This window comes from Streptomyces sp. NPDC111656 (assembly GCF_055656965.1).
Genome location: NZ_JBVKCA010000002.1, coordinates 358136 through 374129, shown reverse-complemented (window position 1 = coordinate 374129; position 15994 = coordinate 358136). Strand labels below are relative to the sequence as shown.

Below are 15994 nucleotides of genomic sequence, written 5' to 3'. Positions count from 1 at the left end.
GGCTGAAACGCGACCGGTGTTCGAATTGTTCAGCAAATGATCCGACTGTGATGAAACACGCTCTTCACCAGATCAGCCTGTGCGCTTCACAGATCGCCCATAGTCTTTGCATCGTGACGCGGCGGATGTGACACATCGTCGCGAATGGGGGTTTTGGGATCTGGGGGGATCTGTTGCTCACGTCTGTCTTTATTGCTGCCATTTCGCTGGCCCTGTTCTGGATGGCGGCGTTCACTCTCTGGTGGCAGATGCACGCGTGGCGCACGCCCGAGGTGCTCGCGTCCACCCGGTTCAGCAGACCGGACGGCGATGACCGGCTGGCGTTCTCGCTGCTGCTGCCGGCCCGCCACGAACAGGCCGTGCTCGACCACACCATCCAGCGACTGCTGGAATCGAGCCACACCGACTTCGAGATCATCGTCATCGTCGGGCACGACGATCCGGAGACCACCGAGGTCGCCCGGCGGGCCGAGGCCCGCGACGGGCGGGTGCGGGTCGTCGTCGACCACCACGAGAAGAAGAACAAGCCGAAGGCCATGAACACGGCGCTGCCGCACTGCCGCGGCGACGTCGTCGGGGTCTTCGACGCCGAGGACCAGGTCCACCCGGAGCTGCTCGCCCATGTCGACCACGCGTTCCGCACGACGGGTGCGGACGTCGTCCAGGGCGGGGTCCAGCTCATCAACTTCCACTCCAACTGGTACAGCCTGCGCAACTGCCTGGAGTACTTCTTCTGGTTCCGCTCGCGGCTGCACCTGCATGCGCAAAAAGGTTTCATCCCGCTCGGCGGCAACACCGTCTTCGTACGGACGGACGTACTGCGGGAAGCGGACGGCTGGGACCCCGAGTGCCTCGCCGAGGACTGCGACCTGGGGGTACGGCTCTCCAGCGTCGGCAAGAAGGTCGTCGTCGCCTACGACTCCGACATGGTGACCCGGGAGGAGACCCCGGGCAGCCTGGTGTCGCTGATGAAGCAGCGCACCCGGTGGAACCAGGGCTTCCTGCAGGTCTACCGCAAGAAGGACTGGAAGCAACTGCCCGGCTTCGGACAGCGGTTGCTCGCCCGCTACACGCTGATGACGCCGTATCTGCAGGCCGTCTCCGGGGTGGTCATCCCGCTCAACGTGGCCATCGCGCTCTTTCTCGACGTGCCCGTCGGGATCGCGTTCATCACCTTCCTGCCGGCCGTGACCGCCCTGGTCACCTTCGTCTTCGAGCTCGTCGGACTGCACGACTTCGGCAAGCAGTACGGGCTGCGCGTCCGGTTCGTCCACTACCTGAAGCTCGTGGTCGGTGGCCCCTTCTATCAGGTGCTCCTCGCCGGCGCGGCCGTCCGTGCCGTATGGCGTGAGCAAAGGGGCCGCAACGACTGGGAGTTGACCAGTCATGTCGGCGCACACCTCACCGAGGCCGAAGCGACCCACTAGGACCTGAGGCCACCCGCCGGGCGTCCCCGCCGGCGGGCAGGCCTTGGTTCCGTACGCCTTGGTTCCGCATGCCCCGGTGCCGCAGGCCTTGGTGCCGCGGTCCTTGGGCCCGAACATCCCGAACGTACCGAAAGTCCCGAGAGGACCTTCCCGCGTGACCTCGACACTTCCCGCGGTGACCACGTCCACGGTCCCCGCGACGCGACCCGCCGCGCCCGACATCGTCCACGACCGCCCGCCGCTCCAGCGGCTGCGCGCCTCGCGTGCCGACCTGCTGTTGTGCGGCGCCCTGCTGCTGGCGATCATCGTCGTGCAGGGCTGGAACATCACCGACTACCCCACCCTCAGCGACGACGAGGGCACCTATCTCGCCCAGGCGTGGGCCGTGCAGCAGGGCAAGGGCCTCGCGCACTACACGTACTGGTACGACCACCCGCCCCTGGGCTGGATCCAGATAGCCGCCCTGACCTGGATCCCCGCCCACATCAGCCCCTCACTGATGACGGTCGGCTCGATGCGCGTCGCGATGCTCGTGGTCAGTGCCGCCAGCGCGGTCCTGCTGTACGTCCTCGCGCGCCGTCTCTCGCTGCCGCGCTGGGCCGCGGGCCTCGCGATGGTGCTCTTCGGACTCTCCCCGCTGTCGGTGGTGCTCCAGCGCGAGATCTTCCTCGACAACATCGCGGTGATGTGGACGCTGCTCGCGTTCTGCCTCGCCGCGTCCCCGAGCCGGCACCTCTGGCACCACTTCGGGGCGGGCATCGCGGCCGCGGCCGCCGTGCTCACCAAGGAGACGATGCTCGTCGTCCTGCCCGCGCTCCTGGTCACCATGTGGCGCCACGGCCACCGCGACACCCGCAAGTTCGCGCTCACCGGAGCCATCACCGCCTGCGCCCTGATCGGCCTCGCGTACCCGCTGTTCGCCCTGCTCAAGGGCGAGTTGTTCCCGGGCGCGGGCCATGTCTCGCTCTGGGACGGCATCACGTACCAGATGAGCCGCCCCGGCTCCGGCTTCATCCTCGACCCCGGCACCGGCTCGTACGGCGTGCTGCACTCCTGGCTCTACTACGACCGGGTGCTGATCGTCGGAGGCCTCGCCGGAGCACTGCTGCTCCTGGCCACCTGGCGCTGGTCCGTCACCGCCCGCGCCCTCGCCGGACCCGCCCTCACGGTGGCGATCCTCGCCCTGGTGGCGCTGCGCCCGAGCGGCTATCTGCCCGCGATGTACATCATCCAGGCGCTGCCGTTCCTCGCGCTGGTCCTCGCCGGAGGCGCCGCCAGCCTCGCCCATCTGGTGCTGCGCAGGTGGCGGAGCGACGAGGAGAAGCCGTACGTCACCTGGGGACGGCGGGTGACGGCGGCCGCGCTCGTGGCGGTCGCCGCGCTCTATGTGCTGCCGCACTGGTACGACGGCGACCGCACCGCCGTGACCGCCGACGCCAACGCCCCCTACCGGGCGGCGGCCACCTGGCTGAAGACCGAGGTCCAGGACCCGGCGGACACCCGGGTCCTGGTCGACGACGCCCTCTGGCTCGACCTGGTCCACGACGGCTACCGGCCCGGGCTCGGCGTCATCTGGTTCTACAAGGCGGACCTCGACCCCGCGGTGACCAAGACGATGCCGCGCGGCTGGAAGGACATCGACTACGTCGTCGCCTCCCCGACGGTGCGGCGTGACGCGGTCGACCTGCCCAACGTCAAGGCGGCCATCGAACATTCGACGCCGGTCGCCACCTTCGGCAAGGGCGCCGACCGGATCGAGATCCGGCAGATCGACGAGAGCACGGGAAACACCATGACCACGACGACGTCCGGGGGCAGTCGATGAGCAGCTTCGAGAGCACCGTCCCCGAGGAGCTCGGCGATCCCGCCGTACGCGCCTCCGAAGTTCCCGAACCCGGCGCCGTCACCATCGTCGTACCGACCTTCAACGAGTCCGCGAACATCCGCGAACTCCTGCGCCGGATCACCGAGTCGGTGCCCGCCCGGCTGCCCTGCGAGGTCGTCTTCGTGGACGACTCCACGGACGACACCCCCGAGGTGATCTCCCGGGAGGCGCAGGACTGCCCGTTCCCGGTGACCGTGCTGCACCGCGAGGAAGCCGTGGGCGGGCTCGGCGGCGCCGTCGTCGAGGGGCTGAAGGCGGCGAGCTCCGACTGGATCGTCGTCATGGACGGCGATCTCCAGCATCCGCCGTCCCTGATACCGGAGTTGGTGGCGTCGGGGGAGCGGTCCGCCGCCGGGCTCGTCGTCGCCAGCCGGTACATCAAGGGCGGCAGCCGCGAGGGCCTCGCGGGCGGTTACCGCATCGCCGTCTCGCGCGGCGCGACCTGGCTGACCAAGACGCTCTTCCCGCGCCGACTGCGCGGTATCAGCGATCCGATGAGCGGCTTCTTCGCGATCCGCCGCAGCGCGGTCACCGCCGAGATCCTGCAGCCGCTCGGCTACAAGATCCTCCTCGAACTCGCCGTCCGCAGCCGCCCCCGCGAGGTCACCGAGGTGCCCTTCGTCTTCCAGGACCGGTTCGCAGGCGAGTCCAAGTCGACCGCGCAGGAGGGCTTCCGGTTCCTGCGTCACCTCGTCGGGCTGCGCACCGCCTCGCCGGTCGCCCGGATGGTCGTCTTCGGCCTGATCGGCGCCACCGGCTTCCTGCCGAACCTGCTCGGCCTGTACGCGCTCACCGCCGCCGGCATGCACTACGTACCGGCCGAGATCCTCGCCAACCAGTTCGGCGTCGCCTGGAACTTCCTGCTCATCGAGCATCTGCTGTTCCGCGAACGCCGAAAGCACCGCAGCTGGTGGGACCGGGTGGGCCGGTTCGCGCTGCTCGCCAACGCCGATCTGGTGCTGCGCATCCCGCTGATCGCCCTGTTCGTCGGCCACTTCGGGATGGGCGCCCTGTCCGCCACCGCGCTGGCCCTGGTGATGACCTTCGTCCTGCGCTTCGTGGGCACCGAGGCGCTGGTCTATCTGCCGCGCCGCAGCAGTGGGGCCGCGGGCGGGAGTCACACAAAGAGGAGAGCCGCGTGAAACATCTCGCACGACCCAGACGGAGAACCTCACTGCTGGCCGTGGCGGGCCTGGCCGCCGGGCTGCTGCTCGTCTCGCCCCAGCCCGCCTCCGCCGCCAACCTCGTCACCAACCCGGGTTTCGAGACCGACGGCACGGACGGCATGCCGTCCTGCTGGGAGAAGTCCGGCTGGGGCGACAACGACTTCACCTTCTCCACCGTCGCCGATTCCCACTCCGGCTCCAAGGCCATGAAGGTCACGCTGACCCGGCGCGTCGACGGCGACCGCAAGGCCCTGATCACGGAGTCCGCGAGCTGCGCGCCGGTGGTCACCGCGGGCAAGCAGTACGACCTCGGCCTCTGGTACAAGTCGACGACGCCGGACACCGCGATCACGCTCTTCCGGCACGACACCACGGCGGGCTGGCAGTACTGGACCGACCTCAAGACGCTGGACATGGCGGCGGGCTGGACGCAGGCGAGCGTCCGTACGCCCGCCGTCCCGGCCGGTACCGACCGCATCACCTGGGGCGTCTCGGTGTACGGCACCGGCTCGGCGACCACCGACGACTACACGATGGAACAGGTCGCCGACCCGATCCCGCCGGCCACCTGCACCGCCACCGCCGACGAGTGTGCCGACGGCCGCTGGGACGTGCTGCCCACGCAGAACCCGGTGCGCTCCATGCACTCCGTCGTCCTCAACAACGGCAAGGTGCTGCTGATCGCCGGGTCCGGCAACAGCGAGGAGAACTTCGACGCGGGCACGTTCACCAGCGCGGTCTACGACCCGGTGAAGGGCACGTACAAGGTGATCCCCACGCCGAAGGACATGTTCTGCTCGGGTCACGTCCAGCTCGCCGACGGGCGGGTGCTGGTGATGAGCGGCAACAAGGCGTTCCCGGTCGCGGGCGGGCACGGCTACGAGGGGTACAAGGACTCGTACATCTTCGACCCGGTCACCGAGACGTACAGCAAGACGAACGACCTGAACGACGGCCACTGGTACCCGTCGGCCACCGAGCTCGGCAATGGTGACGTCATCTCGTTCGGCGGACTGCGCGAGGACTCCACCGGGTCGGTGACGGCCGAGCGCTGGTCGGCGGCGCAGCAGCAGTGGCTGCCGCTGTGGCAGGTCAACCAGACCTGGTCGTACTGGGGTCTGTACCCGTCGATGATCCTGATGCAGGACGGGCGGCTCTTCTACTCGGGCAGCCATGTCTTCGGCAACGGCACGCCCGGCACGGGTTCGGCGATCTACGACTACGACGCGAACACCGTCACGGCGATCCCCGGGCTCCAGGACGAGGACGAGCGCGACCAGTCCGCGAGCGTGCTGCTGCCCCCGGCCCAGGACCAGAAGGTGCTGACGATCGGCGGTGGCAACATCGACTCCAACCCGGAGGCGAACCGGCTCACCGACATCATCGACCTGAAGGCCGCGAACCCGGCGTACACCGTCGGCCCGCAGATCCCGCAGGGCACGGTCGACCTCGGCAACGGCAAGGCCGCCGAGACCGGCGACCAGGGCAAGATGTACGTCTCCGCCGTGCTCCTGCCGGACGGCAAGGTCCTTGAGACGGGCGGTGGCCTGCACAACCGCGCCAACCCGGTGTTCGAGGCCTCGATGTTCGACCCGGCGACCTCCACCTTCGACCCGGTGGCCGCCGACCCCGAGGCACGCGGCTACCACTCCTCCGCGTTCCTGCTGCCCGACGGCCGGGTGATGGCCACCGGCGACAACCCGGGCAACGGCACCTGGAATCACAACGTGTCCATCTACACCCCGCCCTACCTCCTCAAGGGCACTCGTCCGACGATCACCTCGGTGATCGACAACGAGTGGGTGTACGGGGACACGCAGCGCATCACGGTCGACCGGCCCATCGTGAAGGCCGAGTTGATCCGCCCGGCCGCGGTGACGCACTCCTCGGACCCGAACCAGCGTTTCGTGGACCTGCCCCTGTCGGTGGACGGCAACAACGTCGACCTGAACGTGACGAGCAACCCCAACATGGCCCCGCCCGGTTGGTACATGCTCTTCGCGGTCGACGCCAATGGGGTGCCCTCGGTCGCCAAGTGGGTGCACCTCCAGGGCCCCGCCGCCCTGGCCACGGACACCGCCTCGGCGCACGTCCACTCCTTCGCCGACTCCCTTGAGGGCACGGTCACCAAGGGCGGCAAGAAGCGGACCTCGCAGAAGGTCAGCACGACGATCTCCGGCTGCGACCGGCACTACGGGACGATCAACGTCTGTGTGCCGACCGTCTTCCCGGACGGCGTCAAGAAGACGACGGCCTCGCGCTGCGCGTGGCTGAAGACGAACGACTACGGCCGTCTGAAGGTCAACGGCAAGGACGACCCGCTGGGTCTCGATCCCAACAGGGACGGGCTGGCCTGCGGCGCCAAGGATCTCAGGCGTCGCTAGGTGTCTGGCTCCCGAACTCGGTGAGGGCGCGCTCCACGATGGCCTCCAGGCTGTCGTGGTGCGCGCCCTTCCAGTAGGCGCGCCCGCACTCCTCGCACTGCGCGAACACGTCGTAGGACCGCTCGGTGCCGCCCTCCAGCTGGTCCACGACCTGCTCCTTGGTGGCCTCCTTGAGCAGGCCGTTGCAGGCGGTGCAGCGCGTCCAGGGCCTCAGCTCGGGTGCGAACCGGCCCAGCACGTCACGGAGTTGGTCGTCGGGCCGGGTGCTGTAGATGAACGCGCCCGCCCACAGCTCGCGGCGGCGCAGCAGCCCCCGGTCGCGGCTGAGCATCACGCGCCGCTCGGCGGCGGAGCGCGCGGCGAGCGCCGGGTCGCCGATGTCCGTCGACTCGTACGCCGCGTCGACCCCGAGGAGGCGCAGCCGGCGCGCGAGGGTGCCGAGGTGGACGTCGAGGAGGAAGCGGAGCGGGGCGCCCGGAACCCGCTGCGGGCGCTCCACCGCCTGTACGTCGACGCTCTCGCCGGCCCCGGGGAGGTGCGAGACGGGCACCTCGCGGCCGTCCACGACGAGGGCGCCGACCTCGGTCAGCGGGACGCCGAGCGACTCGACGACATGCCCGAGGGTGGAGGAGCCGTCGGTGGCGACCGCCGTGGCTCCCGAACGACGCCCGTGCGGTACGAACATCCCCAGTTCGGGGGCGAAGGCGACATGGATCTCCGGTCCGTTCACCCGGTCAGGATGTCACGCCCCAGAGCCCTGGCCTCAGGGCTTTTCGGTGGAGAGGCCGTGTTCCAGGACGTCCATCGTGCGGTCCACCAGGTCCTTGAAGTCGTCCCGGTGGTCGTTCTCCGCCCAGTACAGGGACGTCTCCATCAGGCCGCCGATGATCGCCATCGCGTAGACCCGCACCTCCAGGCTGTCCGGGTCCCTGCCGGTGCGCTCGCCGATGGCCTGGCAGAGCATGTTGCCGGTGACCGACATGCTCTCCATCATCCGCGAGCGCACCGCCGGGACCTGGACCATCAGATGGGTCCGCAGCCGGGACACCTCGGGGTCGTCCTTGATGCCGAGCCGGATGGCCTTCTGCATCACGAACCGGAGGGTGTCCATCCACGGCTCGTCCTTGGGCCGGGCCCGCAGCTCCTCCATGATGAGCGGGTCGAACTCGTCCGTGAGGACGATGTCCTCCTTGGTGGGGAAGTAGCGGAAGACGGTCGACGGCGACACCTCGGCGCGCTCGGCGATCTGCTCGATCGTCGTCGCGTCGTACCCCTGTTCCCTGACGAGTGCGTACGTCGCGGTGCGGATCGCCTCGCGGGTCTTGATCTTCTTCCGCTCGCGGAGTCCCAGTTGAGGGCGGTCGGCGGGGCTGAAGGGGGAGGGTGCGGCCGTCATGCTGTTCATTGTCCGGCATCCGCCGGAACGGTGGCCATGGCCGGGTCCTCGTCCTCCTTCGTGGCGTGCGTGACCGGGGTGTTCGGCAGGAACGCCGCGGCCAGCAGGGCGGTGACGAGGGCCGCGATGCCGCACACCAGCAGGACCAGGCCCATGCCATGGACGTACGCGCTGTTCGCGGAGGCCACGAGATCGGCCGAGCCCGCCTTCTGGGCGACGATGTGCGCCGCGACCACGGACTCCCCGGCGGTGTCGGCGGCCTTCGCGGGCAGCCCGGCGACGTCGAGGCGGTCCCGGAACGTGCTCGCCAGCAGGCTGCCGAGGAGGGCGATGCCGATCGCGCTGCCGACCTGGCGCGTTGTCATGAGGAGCCCGGAGCCGCTGCCGGCCCGGTCGCGGGGCAGGGCGCCGAGGGCGCCGTCCATCGCGGGGACGACCGAGAAACCGAAGCCGAAGCCGGTGATGGACAGCCACAGCGCGGTGAAGCCGTAGCCCGAGTCGACCGTCGTACGGCTGCCGAGCAGCGCGGCGAAGGCCAGCACCACGAGTCCCGCGCTGACCACCGCGCGGGAACCGAACCGGGCGACGATCGGTTGTGCGGCCCGGGCCGCGACGATCAGGCCGCCCATCATGGGAAGCAGCCGCAGGCCGGTGCCGAAGGCGTCGTGGCCGAGCACCGCCTGGAGATACGGCGGCAGCACGAACAGCAGGCCGGACAGGACGAACATCACCAGGGTCGCCGCGATCGTGTTGAACAGGAACCCGCGGTGGGTGAGCAGCGACATGTCGAGCATGGGGCGTTCCATGCGCCGCTCGCGCAGCACCAGGGCGGCGATCAGAACGGCGGCCCCGGTGAGCATGGCCACGATCAGCGGGTCGCCCCAGCCACGGCCGGGCGCCTCGATGATCGCGTAGATGAGAGCGCCGAGGCCTGCCGCGGTGAGCGCGGTGGAGAGGGCGTCGACCTTGGGGGAGGCGGGGTCGCGCGTCTCGGGCAGCAGGAAGATGCAGGCGGCGATGCCGAGCGCGGCCATCGGGACGTTGACCAGGAAGACCGAGCCCCACCAGAAGTGGTTGAGCAGCCAGCCGCCGATGATCGGGCCGAGCGGCAGACCGAGGGACGAAGCGGCGGAGATGATGCCGACGGCCTTGGTGCGCTCGTCGGGTCCGAAGAGCGAGGGCAGCACGGACAGGGCGAGCGGCATGACCAGCGCGGCGCCGAGGCCCATCACCGTGCGGGCCGCGATGACCCAGTTCACGTCGCCGGCCAGGGAGCCCATCACGGAACCGGCGAGGAAGATCCCGAGCCCCACGACAAGCATCCGGCGCCGCCCGAACCGGTCGCCGAGCAGTCCCGCCGGGAGCATCAGCGCGGCGAAGACGATCACGTACGCGTCCGCCATCCACTGCTGCTGGCCGGTGGTGGCGCCGAGTTCGCCCGCCATCGTCGGCAGGGCCACGTTGAGGATCGTCGTGTCGAATCCGAGCGTGAGCATGCTCGCGACCAGGGCCCCGAGGGCCCACCAGCGGCGCGGGTCGCGCCGCACGCCATCGTCTTGAGTGACAGTAACCATGAAATGAGAGTAGCTCTCAAAAGGTGGTGGGTGTCAATGGGGATCTACTGTCAGGCACACGAAAAATGGCCACGGCTCGGAAGCCGTGGCCATGAAGGAGAAGGGGGAGGTGTGTTACCCGTGCTGGTAGGCCACCAGCGAGATGCCCACGTAGTGCACGACGAACGCCGCGAGGGTGAGGGAGTGGAAGACCTCGTGGAAGCCGAACCAGCGGGGTGAGGGGTTGGGGCGCTTGATCCCGTAGATCACACCGCCCGCGCTGTAGAGCAGTCCGCCGACGATCACCAGGACCAGCACGGCGATGCCGCCCGTGCGCATGAAGTCCGGGAGGAAGAAGACGGCCGCCCAGCCCATCGCTATGTAGCAGGGGGTGTAGAGCCAGCGCGGGGCGCCGACCCAGAACACCCGGAAGATGATCCCCGCCGCCGCGGCGGCCCAGATGCTCCACAGGAGCCACTGCCCCTTGGCGCCGGGGAGCAGCAGCATCGTCAGCGGTGTGTAGGTGCCCGCGATGATCAGGAAGATGTTGGCGTGGTCGAGTCTGCGCAGCACGCCGTCCATCCGCGGGCTCCAGTTGCCGCGGTGGTAGAGCGCGCTCACTCCGAACAGGAGGCAGGCCGTCAGGACGAAGATCCCGCAGGCGATGCGGGCCCGCGTGGAACTGGCCAGAGCGGTGAGCACCAGACCGGAGATCAGGACGGCCGGGAACATGCCGAGGTGCAGCCAGCCGCGGAGCTTGGGCTTGACCGGATGCGACGGGGAGAGCGCTGCGGGACTGCGGCCTGCGGCCGGCGAGTCCGTGGGCGCGTCGGGGACGGGCGCAGTCATAGGCGGAATCCTACCTACGGAACCGTAAGTTACGTGTCAGTACGGCGCACTGAACAGCACAAGAGTGGCCATGTTCTCACGAGCGTGGCGCAAGGCGGCGTCCACGCAAAAGAACCTTCAGCTGAACCCAACGTGTACGCAAAGAATCGCGGATACACGTGGCGATGGTCACTCCGCTCACGTGTGAGGCCCTCTGGACATATGGGCGAACCCGTCGGATGATCAAATGAGTGCGGTCGGCACCGGATGAGCGCCATGGGTATCCAGCCCCCGAAGCATCCGGGTCGCAGCCCCCACGGGGCCTCAACAAAAAACCCCTCATCTAGGAGCAATCGTGGCGCGCGACATCGCGGCTCCCTCCACCGTCCCCACCCAGCACAAGGAACTGATCTCGTGGGTCAACGAGATCGCAGCACTGACCCAGCCGGACAACGTGGTCTGGTGTGACGGATCCGAGGCCGAGTACGAGCGCCTGTGCGAGGAGCTCGTTCACAAGGGCACCTTCAAGAAGCTCGATCCCATCAAGCGCCCGCATTCCTACTACGCCGCTTCCGACCCGACCGATGTCGCGCGGGTCGAGGACCGGACGTTCATCTGCTCCGAGAAGGAGGAGGACGCGGGCCCGACCAACCACTGGAAGGCGCCCGCCGAGATGCGGGCCATCTTCACCGGAGGAGGAGACGCGGGGGAGAAGGGCATCTTCCGCGGCTCGATGAAGGGCCGGACGATGTACGTCGTCCCGTTCTGCATGGGTCCGCTGGGCTCCGACCTCTCCGCGATCGGCGTCGAGATCACCGACTCCGCCTACGTCGCCGTGTCCATGCGCACCATGACCCGCATGGGACAGCCCGTCCTCGACGAGCTCGGCACCGACGGCTTCTTCGTGCGTGCCGTGCACACGCTCGGAGCGCCGCTGGCCGAGGGCGAGGCGGACGTGCCGTGGCCGTGCAACTCCACCAAGTACATCTCGCACTTCCCCGAGTCCCGCGAGATCTGGTCGTACGGATCGGGCTACGGCGGCAACGCGCTGCTCGGCAAGAAGTGCTACGCCCTGCGCATAGCCTCCGTCATGGCCCGTGACGAGGGCTGGCTCGCCGAGCACATGCTCATCCTGAAGCTGACCCCGCCGCAGGGCGAGTCCAAGTACGTCGCCGCCGCCTTCCCGAGCGCCTGCGGCAAGACCAACCTCGCCATGCTGGAGCCCACCGTCTCCGGCTGGACGGTCGAGACGATCGGCGACGACATCGCGTGGATGCGCTTCGGGGAGGACGGGCGCCTCTACGCGATCAACCCCGAGGCCGGTTTCTTCGGCGTCGCCCCCGGCACCGGTGAGCACACCAACGCCAACGCGATGAAGACGCTGTGGGGCAACTCCGTCTTCACCAACGTCGCGCTCACCGACGACAACGACATCTGGTGGGAGGGCATGACGGAGGAGACTCCGGCCCACCTGATCGACTGGAAGGGCAACGACTGGACACCGGAGTCCGGTACGCCCGCCGCCCATCCCAACGCACGCTTCACCGTCCCCGCCTCGCAGTGCCCGATCATCGCGCCCGAGTGGGAGGACCCCAAGGGCGTGCCGATCTCGGCGATCCTCTTCGGCGGACGCCGCGCCACCGCCGTACCGCTGGTGACGGAGTCCTTCGACTGGAACCACGGCGTCTTCCTCGGCGCCAACGTGGCCTCCGAGAAGACCGCCGCCGCCGAGGGCAAGGTCGGCGAGCTGCGTCGCGACCCCTTCGCCATGCTGCCGTTCTGCGGCTACAACATGGGCGACTACATGGGGCACTGGGTCGATGTCGCCAAGGACAAGGACCAGGCGAAGCTTCCGAAGATCTACTACGTGAACTGGTTCCGCAAGAACGACGCGGGCAAGTTCGTGTGGCCGGGCTTCGGTGAGAACAGCCGTGTCCTGAAGTGGATCGTGGACCGCCTCGACGGCCGCGCCGAGGGCGTCGAGACCCCCATCGGCATCCTGCCGGCCAAGGGCGCCCTGGACACCAAGGGACTCGACCTCTCCGAGGCCGACCTCGACTTCCTGCTCACGGTCGACAAGGACGTGTGGCGCGAGGAGGCGGCGCTCGTGCCCGAGCACCTCAACACCTTCGGCGAGCACACCCCGAAGGAACTGTGGGACGAGTACCGCGCGCTGGTGCGGCGCCTGGGCTAGGAAGAACTCCGCGGCCGGTCCGGCTTGCCCTGACCAGCGATCGTCACGGCCGGCCGCGGTGACGGCATCATGAAAGACCAGGGGCCCGCTCTGTACGAGAACGTACAGAGCGGGCCCCTGTTGGAATGCCCGGCACGCGAGTTGACCCGCGGACGGCCGCTGACCGCCGAGGTGTACGCGTATGTATGTTGCGCGCCGGCGTAGGGCGATACACGCCGCACATCGCGCAAAAAGGTGTGTCTGTGGGCAATTCACCTAGAGTGATCGCGTGCGCGGAATTCTGCTGGCCGGGGGTACCGGCTCAAGGCTGTGGCCGTTGACCCGTTCGGTGTCGAAACAACTGCTGCCGGTTTTCGACAAGCCGATGGTCTACTACCCGCTTTCCACACTGCTGATGGCCGGAGTCCGGGAGATTCTGATCATCACCACCCCGGAGGACCAGGACCAGTTCCGCCGGTTGCTCGGCGACGGCGGTCAACTGGGCCTGCGGCTGGAATACCTGGCGCAGGAACGTCCGGAGGGCATCGCCCATGCTCTCGTCCTGGGTGCCGACTTCATCGGCGACGAGCCGGTCGCGCTGATTCTGGGTGACAACATCTTCCACGGCAGCGGCCTGGGCACGCGGCTGGCCCGCCATGACGGCCTGAAGGGCGGCAGGGTGTTCGCCTATCAGGTGGCCAACCCCTCGGCCTACGGCGTCGTGGAGTTCGACGAGGGGGGCCGGGTGCTGTCCATCGAGGAGAAACCGGCCCGGCCGAAGTCGCGGTACGCCGTGCCCGGACTGTATTTCTACGACAACCGGGTTGTGGCGATCGCGCACGGCCTTCGGCCCAGCGCCAGGGGCGAGTTGGAGATCACCGACCTCAACCGCGTCTATCTGGAGGCCGGGGAACTGTACGTCACCCGGCTCGACCGTGGCACCGCTTGGCTGGACACCGGGACCTTCGCCTCCATGGTTCAGGCATCGGAATTCGTGCGGGTGATCGAGGAGCGCCAAGGCTTCAAGATCGGCTGTATCGAGGAGGCGGTCTGGCGGGCCGGTCTGATCGACGACGGCCGGCTCCGGGAACTGGCCCAGCCGCTGCTCAAGAGCGGATACGGCCATTATCTGCTGGGCCTGTTGGAGGATTCCCCGTGCCTCGTAGGGTCCCCACGGGACAGCGGGGACGCCGGATCACGTCGCGAGGAACTGCTGCGCACCGGTCCCGGAGCTTTCGCGTGACGGTGTCCTTCTCCTGACTAAAGTCGCGCGGCAGATGTCCCGAAGACACGGACGTCAAGTTCGACAAGAACAGCTGCGTGGTGGAAGGAATCAGTCACGTGCGACCACTGGGAATTGAAGGGGCCTGGGTGGACACACCCACGGTTTTCGCGGACAGCAGGGGACGATTTCATGAGTGGTTCAAGGGCGAAAGGTTCCACGATTCTCTCGGCCAGGGGTTCCGCATCGCACAGGCCAACTGCTCTCGCTCCGTTCGTGGCACTCTCCGCGGAATCCACTACGCGTCGGTTCCGCCTGGACAGGCCAAGTACGTGATGTGCGTCAGCGGCGCCGTACTCGATGTGGTGGTCGACATCCGCACCGGTTCCCCAACTTTCGGGAAATGGGAGGCGGTTCAGTTGGACGACACGACACACCGCTGCGTCTATCTCTCGGAAGGGCTGGGCCACGCCTTCATGGCGATGGAGGACAACTCCACGGTTGTCTATCTGTGTTCAGAGGGCTACGCGCCGCAGCGGGAGTTCGGGATCAATCCACTCGACCCGTCGCTGGCCATCGCCTGGCCCGAGGATCTCGTACCGTGCCTTTCCGACAAGGACGCGGCGGCGCCCACGCTGGAGGAGGCCCGACGGGCGGGCCTGCTGCCTTCCCTCGACGCCTGCAGCGCGTATCGCAGAAGTCTCGCGGTCGCCGAGTTCCATTGATCCGGAATTTCTTGCTCGCGCTGCGCTATTTCGGCTCATTGCGGCCACCCGGGTGATTTTGGACTATGCCAGGGGCTGATTCGCAGTCATTCCATCGTCGGAAGTGAACAATGTCTCTGTCGGTTGCCACGGTGGGGTGAGCGCATTCAGTGCGTGTGCTCCTTGTGTGGTCACTTCCCCAAGTTTCGCGAGGAAGGTTCTCAGTGAGCCGTAGAACAATGCGAAGTTCGCGCGTTTCACGCGTGAAATCCGCGACCATGGTTTCGGTGGGCGCGCTTGCCGTCGTGCTCAACATCGCTCCGAGCGCGGTGGCTGTCGCCGACGCGATCCACCGGTCCGGCGCGAACAGCAGTGTGGCGCTGCCCAGCCCGAACGGCGCCACGAGTGCCGACCGTGGCAAGGGCAAGGACAGCGTCAAGGGTCTGGCGGAGGGGGACAAGGCAGACCGGCTCGGCGGTGACCATGGACCGCAGGGACCGCGTGGCCACACCGGCCCCCGGGGACCGCAGGGCCACACGGGCTCCCGAGGCCCGCAGGGTGTCCCTGGCGTTCAGGGGCCGAAGGGCGACAAGGGCGACAAGGGCGACAAGGGGAATAAGGGGGACAAGGGCGACCCCGGTGTGCAGGGCCCGCAGGGTATTGGTGGCGTGGGCAGCGGTGCGCAAGGTGCCCAGGGCTTCCAGGGCTTCCAGGGCTTCCAGGGTGGCCCCGGTGGGCCGGGTGGCCCGGGTCCGCAGGGGCCGCAGGGCTTCCAGGGTGTGCAGGGACTCCAGGGACTCCAGGGACTCCAGGGCGTTCCGGGTGTGCAGGGTTCGCAGGGTGACCCTGGCACGCAGGGTGGCCCGGGTGTGCAGGGTTCGCAGGGTGACCCCGGTACACAGGGTTCGCAGGGCTTCCAGGGTGACCCGGGCACGCAGGGTGGTCCGGGTGTCCAGGGTTCGCAGGGCTTCCAGGGTGACGACGGTGGCCCGGGTGCCACCGGTCCTGTGGGTCCGCAGGGTGCCACGGGTTCGACCGGCCTGACCGGTGCCACGGGTCCGCAGGGTGACCAGGGTGCCACCGGGACCACCGGTGCCACGGGTCCGCAGGGCAACCAGGGCGACACCGGGGCCACGGGTTCCACGGGTGCCACCGGTCCTTTGGGTCCGCAGGGTGCCACGGGTTCGACCGGCCTGACCGGTGCCACGGGTCCGCAGGGTGACCAGGGTGCCACCGGTGCCACCGGCCCGCAGGGC

At 68.4% G+C, this 15994-nt stretch carries 12 protein-coding genes; 8 read left to right on the top strand and 4 right to left on the bottom strand.

Annotated elements, in window-relative coordinates:
- Positions 1-173: 173 nt before the first annotated feature.
- The 4 genes from ACZ7M3_RS07215 (at position 174) to ACZ7M3_RS07200 (ending at position 6862) form a co-directional block, all read left to right on the top strand.
- Positions 174-1427 carry a glycosyltransferase gene (locus ACZ7M3_RS07215; protein WP_450431974.1) on the top strand — a complete coding sequence of 418 codons (1254 nt, stop codon included), beginning with the start codon at positions 174-176 and terminating at the stop codon, positions 1425-1427.
- Between the two features lie 154 nt (positions 1428-1581).
- On the top strand, positions 1582-3252 hold the full coding sequence (locus ACZ7M3_RS07210; RefSeq protein ID WP_472061436.1) for an ArnT family glycosyltransferase: 1671 nt from the start codon (positions 1582-1584) through the stop codon (positions 3250-3252).
- Positions 3249-4454, top strand: coding sequence for a glycosyltransferase family 2 protein (locus tag ACZ7M3_RS07205; RefSeq protein ID WP_351310269.1), 1206 nt, complete (start codon positions 3249-3251; stop codon positions 4452-4454). Before ACZ7M3_RS07210 ends, ACZ7M3_RS07205 begins: the two co-directional genes overlap by 4 nt.
- A 143-nt stretch (positions 4455-4597) precedes the next feature.
- Entirely contained in the window at positions 4598-6862 is a 2265-nt protein-coding gene (locus tag ACZ7M3_RS07200) for a galactose oxidase-like domain-containing protein (protein ID WP_472062167.1), read from the top strand.
- Here the strand turns inward: ACZ7M3_RS07200 and ACZ7M3_RS07195 are convergent.
- The 4 genes from ACZ7M3_RS07195 to trhA all read right to left on the bottom strand — a co-directional run bounded on the left by ACZ7M3_RS07195 (position 6849) and on the right by trhA (position 10660).
- Complete coding sequence (locus ACZ7M3_RS07195) at positions 6849-7592, bottom strand: Mut7-C RNAse domain-containing protein (RefSeq protein WP_095852842.1); 744 nt, start codon at positions 7590-7592, stop codon at positions 6849-6851. The genes ACZ7M3_RS07200 and ACZ7M3_RS07195 overlap by 14 nt on opposite strands.
- A gap of 33 nt (positions 7593-7625) precedes the next feature.
- Positions 7626-8267, bottom strand: coding sequence for a TetR/AcrR family transcriptional regulator (locus ACZ7M3_RS07190; RefSeq protein ID WP_351310273.1), 642 nt, complete (start codon positions 8265-8267; stop codon positions 7626-7628).
- Positions 8264-9832: an MFS transporter gene (locus tag ACZ7M3_RS07185; RefSeq protein ID WP_472061434.1), complete on the bottom strand. Its 1569-nt coding sequence runs from the start codon at positions 9830-9832 to the stop codon at positions 8264-8266. The genes ACZ7M3_RS07190 and ACZ7M3_RS07185 overlap by 4 nt, the downstream gene beginning before the upstream one ends.
- A gap of 114 nt (positions 9833-9946) precedes the next feature.
- Complete coding sequence (gene trhA / locus ACZ7M3_RS07180; protein ID WP_054234786.1) at positions 9947-10660, bottom strand: PAQR family membrane homeostasis protein TrhA; 714 nt, start codon at positions 10658-10660, stop codon at positions 9947-9949.
- A gap of 334 nt (positions 10661-10994) precedes the next feature.
- Between trhA and ACZ7M3_RS07175 the strand changes: the two genes are divergently transcribed.
- The 4 genes from ACZ7M3_RS07175 to ACZ7M3_RS07160 form a co-directional block, all read left to right on the top strand.
- Positions 10995-12833, top strand: coding sequence for a phosphoenolpyruvate carboxykinase (GTP) (locus ACZ7M3_RS07175; protein WP_472061432.1), 1839 nt, complete (start codon positions 10995-10997; stop codon positions 12831-12833).
- A 268-nt stretch (positions 12834-13101) separates the two neighbouring features.
- Positions 13102-14055: a glucose-1-phosphate thymidylyltransferase RfbA gene (gene rfbA / locus ACZ7M3_RS07170; protein ID WP_472061430.1), complete on the top strand. Its 954-nt coding sequence runs from the start codon at positions 13102-13104 to the stop codon at positions 14053-14055.
- Positions 14056-14153: 98 nt separating this feature from the next.
- Positions 14154-14759 carry a dTDP-4-dehydrorhamnose 3,5-epimerase family protein gene (locus tag ACZ7M3_RS07165; RefSeq protein WP_472061428.1) on the top strand — a complete coding sequence of 202 codons (606 nt, stop codon included), beginning with the start codon at positions 14154-14156 and terminating at the stop codon, positions 14757-14759.
- Positions 14760-15025: 266 nt separating this feature from the next.
- Positions 15026-15994, top strand: a 969-nt coding sequence (locus tag ACZ7M3_RS07160; RefSeq protein WP_472061426.1) for a collagen-like domain-containing protein, incomplete at its 3' end; no start/stop codon positions are given.